The organism is Negativicutes bacterium (genome assembly GCA_018052945.1).
In the GTDB taxonomy this organism is placed as follows: Bacteria; Bacillota; Negativicutes; order JAGPMH01; family JAGPMH01; genus JAGPMH01.
On the sequence record JAGPMH010000070.1, the window covers coordinates 1 to 4,950 of the forward strand.

Genomic DNA, 4,950 nt, shown 5'->3' on the forward strand with positions numbered 1-4,950 from the left:
GAGCTTTATCAATGGCACATCGCGGTAAAAATACCGGTGGTAGCCAGTTTTTCATTGTATTAGAAGCACAACCACATTTAGATGGTGTTCATACTGTATTTGGTCAAGTTGTTGAAGGTATTGATTTGATTGATAAAATTCAACAAGGCGATTTAATGCAAAATGTAACAATAGTAGAAGAGTAAAACATAAAAATCCGGTAGCATAACGCTACCGGATTTTTTATTTTGATTTCATAGTATAAAAGTCAGGCTCATCTTCTTTTATATTTTTACGATAGTCTTGTCCAACAAATTTATTCATACGTTCTTCTGCTTCAGAATGAATTTTTTTCATATCAGCATCAGTTAAATTTTCATGTTGTTTAATTTCTTCCAGCAGCTTTTTATCCTCGGTTGTTTTAGGGGTATTATCAGCAGTGGTAGCACTTGTTTTGGCCGTACCGCAACCGGTAAGAGTAGTGATAAGCAGTACACTGAATATTAATAATAATAGCTTTCTCAAAAAATCACCTCACTTCTTGGGTTTTTTAGTAAACAATGTAATTATTTTATAAAAAATAGACTAAAAAGTCAATATTTTGTGAATTTTAAAATATATTAAAAAATAAGCAGAAGATTCTATTAAATATAATATTCAATAGAATCTTCTGCTTGTTCTTTAAATTCCCAGATAATATGGTCTCTGATTTTAAGAAAATCGTAACTATTATGACATTTTCGATACTCAAATAAATAGGAATTATCATTTTAAATTTTATCTAGTGCTGAACTTAAGTCTGCTATTAAGTCCGCTATATTTTCGGTTCCGATAGATAAACGAATTTGTCCAGGCGTAACACCGGCTTGTAATTGTTGCTCTGGTGACAATTGTTGATGCGTTGTTGATGCCGGATGAATTACCAATGATTTTGAATCAGCCACATTTGCTAGATTTGAAAATAAGGTTAAGTTATCAATAAGCTGACGGGCCGGAATTTCGCCCCCTTTAACACTGAAGGTGAAAATTGAACCAACACCTTTAGGAAAATATTTTTTTGCTAAAGGATAATAAGTGCTGGTTTTTAAATTTGGATAGTTTATACTTTCCACTTTAGGGTGATTTTCTAAAAATGAAATAATTTTTTCGGTATTTTCAACATGACGTTCAACTCGCAAAGATAAAGTTTCCAATCCTTGGATAAATAACCAAGCGTTAAATGGACTAAGGCTAGCACCGGTATCACGTAATAGTTTAGCTCTGATTCTGGTAACAAAAGAAGCGCCAGGCACGTCATGATAAAAACTTACGCCATGATAAGTGGGATCCTTTTTTACAAAGTCTTCAAAGCGACCTGATTTTTCATAGTCGAAATGTCCTTTTTCAATTATTACCCCACCAATGGAGGTGCCATGACCGCCAATGAATTTTGTTGCAGAATGAACAACGATATCAGCACCGTGTTCAAAAGGGCGGAAGAGAAATGGTGTAGCGAAGGTATTGTCAATAATAACCGGTATCCCAAAATCATGTGCAATATCAGCAATCTGCTGTAAATCAACTAGATTTATTTTGGGGTTACCAATTGACTCTAAATAAATTGCTTTAGTGTTAGATTTGATTGCATTGGCGAAATTTTGTGGTTGATCGGGATTAACAAAAGTAGTAGTAATACCATAATTAGGAAGGGTGTCGGCCAATAAATTATAGGTTCCACCATATAATGTGCTGGCAGCAACGATATTGTCGCCTGTTTTTGCAAGATTTAAGATCGCATAAGTTATAGCGGCAGCACCACTAGCAACAGCTAACGCGGCTGTACCACCTTCTAATGTGGCCATTCTTTGCTCAAAGACATCCCAAGTCGGATTTGTTAAGCGACTGTAGATATTACCACTTTCTTTTAAGCCAAATAAATTTTCCGCATGAGTAGTATTATCAAAAACAAAAGAACTTGTTTGATAAATCGGTACTGCTCTTGATTTGGTAGTGGGATCAACGCTTTGACCAGCGTGTAATTGTAGTGTTTCAAATTGATATTTACTCATAAAAAATCAGCCCCTCAAAATTAATTAAATATAATACATATATGATTTATATGAATTATATTTAATTCAAGTGCCGTTGTCAATGATAATATTTAATAATAATAGAAAATAAGCTTGATTATGCAGTGTAATGGTGATAAATTAAAACAAACGATTGTTTGAAAAGGGTGGGGTAATGGAGTTAGCGACAAGAGAAAGATTATTAGATATTGCGACAAACTTATTTGCAAAACATGGTTATAATGCTGTTTCGGTAAGAATGGTGACACAAAAAGCAAAAATTAATGTTTCGGCAATTTCATACCATTTCAAAGGGAAAGATGGTTTATATCAGGCGGTGTTAGAACATCAGTTAAAACTTATTTTAGAGGCTTTGGAAGTTGCAAAAAATAATAAAGCTGATTCGCCATTAGAAAAATTGTCTTTTTATGCTCAACAAGTAGCAGTAATCCATAAAAAAAGACCATTATTATCAAGATTTATGACTAGTGAGATTGCCAATCCGACTGCTATTGGCGGAGCAACGATTGAGCGCCATATTGCACAGTCTTATCAATATATTCAAGAGTTATTGCAAGAAGGGATTGATAAAGGAGTTTTTAAGGATAGTTTAGATCCGATTTTTGCGTCAGTATCATTAGTGGGAATTTTAAATTTTTATTATATAACGAAACCGCTAACGCAAAAATTTATTCCCCAAAAGTTAAATTCAGGGACTGAGTATAATAAACAAGCGTTAGAAATATATTTAAAGGGAATTTTAACAGAAAATTGTTAAAAGTAAAAAAGGTGAGAAGATGAAAGCTAAATTAATGAAAATTTTTTCGGTGATAATGATTATAATAGTGGTAGTGGGGGGATATTGGTTTTTTCATCGGTATGAAGTATCAACTGATAATGCGGTGATTGAAGGGCGAAATGTGGTTATTAGTCCGAAGGTTGCAGGCTATGTGAAAACTTTGAATATTACTGATAATCAAGTTGTCACTAAGGGGCAGGTTTTGTTGGAAATAGATAGTACCGATTATTTAATTAAAAGAAATAAAGCTTTGGCGAATTTAGAAGCAGTAAAAGCGGCAGCGAGCGTAGCGAAAAACAATTTAGAAAAGACTAATGTTAGTGCACCCTCTAACTATGATGCGGCTCATGCTGATGAAAATAATGCGGAGGCTTTTTGGCAAAAAGCAGCGGCGGATTTATCAAGAATGGAGATGCTCTATAATAGTGGAGCCTGTTCACAACAACAGTTAGAGCAAGCGATTGCCAATGAAAAAGCAACCAGAGCGACCTTGGAGAAATTAGGGGCAAATAAAACAGCGGCCAGCACAGTCGGAGCCGTGGTAAATGCGGCGAGGGATAATTTAGAACAACTACAAGCACAAGTTAAACAAGCGGAACAGGAATTAGCACAAGCGGAACAAGATTTGGTCAATACTAAGATTGTCGCACCGATGGATGGATATATTACAAAGCGTAGTGTCGAGGTTGGTAACTACGTCCAGCCCGGAGCACAATTAGGGAACTTGGTAGGTAATGAATTATGGGTTGTCGCAAATTTTAAGGAAACTCAACTTAAAAATATGAAACCGGGACAAAGCGTCGACATCAGTGTGGATGCGTTTCCTCAAGTCGAAATAAAAGGGGTTGTTGATAGTTTTCAAGCTGGTACAGGAGCAAGATTTTCGTTGTTTCCGGCAGAAAATGCGACTGGAAATTTTGTAAAAACGGTACAGCGAATACCGGTAAAAATAAAGATTAGTGAAATTCCTGATAATATTCACTTGGCCTTAGGAATGTCGGTTGAACCGACCGTACATACGGATAGTGGTGGAGTTGAGAATGAATAGTAATATTAATACTACTAATCCATACTTAATATCGTTTATTGTTAGTATGGCTACATTTATGGAGGTTCTTGACACGACGATTGCTAATGTTGCATTGTCACATATTGCGGGTTCACTTGGGGCAACCTCCGAGGAAAGCACATGGGTGTTGACATCTTATTTGGTTTCAAATGGAATTGTTTTGCCCTTATCTGGTTGGTTAGCCGGTGTAATGGGACGAAAAAACTTTTTTATGGTCTGTATTTTATGTTTTACTGTTACTTCATTACTATGTGGTTTGGCAAATTCTTTAGGAATGTTAATATTGTTCCGTTTACTGCAAGGAATTGCTGGTGGCGGGTTGCAACCAATGCAACAAGCAATAATAAAGGACAGTTTTCCACTGCATAAATTGGGAACTGCCTTTGCTATTACCGGGATTACGGTTGTATTGGCACCGATTATTGGACCAATGCTCGGTGGTTATATCACCGATAATTTTTCATGGCGTTGGATTTTTTTTATTAATATTCCGGTGGGATTATTAGCGCTGTATTTGGTTAATCTGTTTGTAGAAGATACTCCGGAGTCGGTTAAGAAAAAAGTGCAGACTATTGACTATATTGGGCTTAGTTTGATTGCCTTAGGTTTAGGAGCTTTGCAAATTTTCTTAGATAAAGGGCAACAAGAAGATTGGTTTGATAGTAATTTTATAATATTTTTTGCCATAATTGCGGTAATTGGTTTGGTCGGCGCTGTAATATGGTTATTGCGACAAAAAGAACCGGTAGTAAAGCTCAGCTTATTTTCGTTACCGAGCTTTAGTATGCCAAGCCTCATGATTTTTTTTGTGGGCTTTGCGCTATATTCCAGCTCGACCTTATTACCAATGATGGTGCAGTCGAATTTTGGTTATGATGCAACGTTAGCGGGGATGGTATTATCGCCTAGTGGGCTTGTGGTAATTTGCATAATGCCGATTATTGGTAAGCTGGTAAATAAAGTCCAAGCAAAATATTTAATTTCAACGGGAATGTTTTTAATGGCATTTGGAATGTGGGCCACGGCACAAATAACCCCCCAAAGTGATTATTGGA

Annotated in this window: 6 protein-coding genes; 4 read left to right on the forward strand and 2 right to left on the reverse strand. The window is 35.9% G+C overall.

Annotated elements, in window-relative coordinates:
• On the forward strand, window positions 1–185 hold a 185-nt coding region (locus tag KBI38_07935; GenBank protein ID MBP8629979.1), incomplete at its 5' end, for a peptidylprolyl isomerase.
• Window positions 186–222: 37 nt separating this feature from the next.
• On the opposite strand, the gene KBI38_07940 is transcribed toward KBI38_07935, so the two are convergent.
• Window positions 223–504 carry a hypothetical protein gene (locus tag KBI38_07940; protein ID MBP8629980.1) on the reverse strand — a complete coding sequence of 94 codons (282 nt, stop codon included), beginning with the start codon at window positions 502–504 and terminating at the stop codon, window positions 223–225.
• 245 nt (window positions 505–749) lie between these two features.
• Window positions 750–2,027, reverse strand: coding sequence for an O-acetylhomoserine aminocarboxypropyltransferase/cysteine synthase (locus tag KBI38_07945; protein MBP8629981.1), 1,278 nt, complete (start codon window positions 2,025–2,027; stop codon window positions 750–752).
• A 175-nt stretch (window positions 2,028–2,202) separates the two neighbouring features.
• On the opposite strand from KBI38_07945, the gene KBI38_07950 reads away from it, so the two are divergent.
• The 3 genes from KBI38_07950 to KBI38_07960 all read left to right on the forward strand — a co-directional run.
• On the forward strand, window positions 2,203–2,805 hold the full coding sequence (locus KBI38_07950; GenBank protein MBP8629982.1) for a TetR/AcrR family transcriptional regulator: 603 nt from the start codon (window positions 2,203–2,205) through the stop codon (window positions 2,803–2,805).
• Between the two features lie 19 nt (window positions 2,806–2,824).
• A complete protein-coding gene (locus tag KBI38_07955; GenBank protein MBP8629983.1) occupies window positions 2,825–3,874 on the forward strand; it encodes an HlyD family secretion protein in 1,050 nt (349 codons plus the stop codon).
• A partial coding sequence (locus tag KBI38_07960) for a DHA2 family efflux MFS transporter permease subunit (GenBank protein ID MBP8629984.1) occupies window positions 3,867–4,950 on the forward strand: 1,084 nt, incomplete at its 3' end. The genes KBI38_07955 and KBI38_07960, both read left to right, overlap by 8 nt.

Coding starts and splice junctions, on each gene's coding strand:
- KBI38_07945 (MBP8629981.1), bottom strand. CDS start 2,027: ATGAGTAAATATCAATTTGAAACACTACAATTACACGCTGGTCAAAGC.
- KBI38_07950 (MBP8629982.1), top strand. CDS start 2,203: ATGGAGTTAGCGACAAGAGAAAGATTATTAGATATTGCGACAAACTTA.
- KBI38_07955 (MBP8629983.1), top strand. CDS start 2,825: ATGAAAGCTAAATTAATGAAAATTTTTTCGGTGATAATGATTATAATA.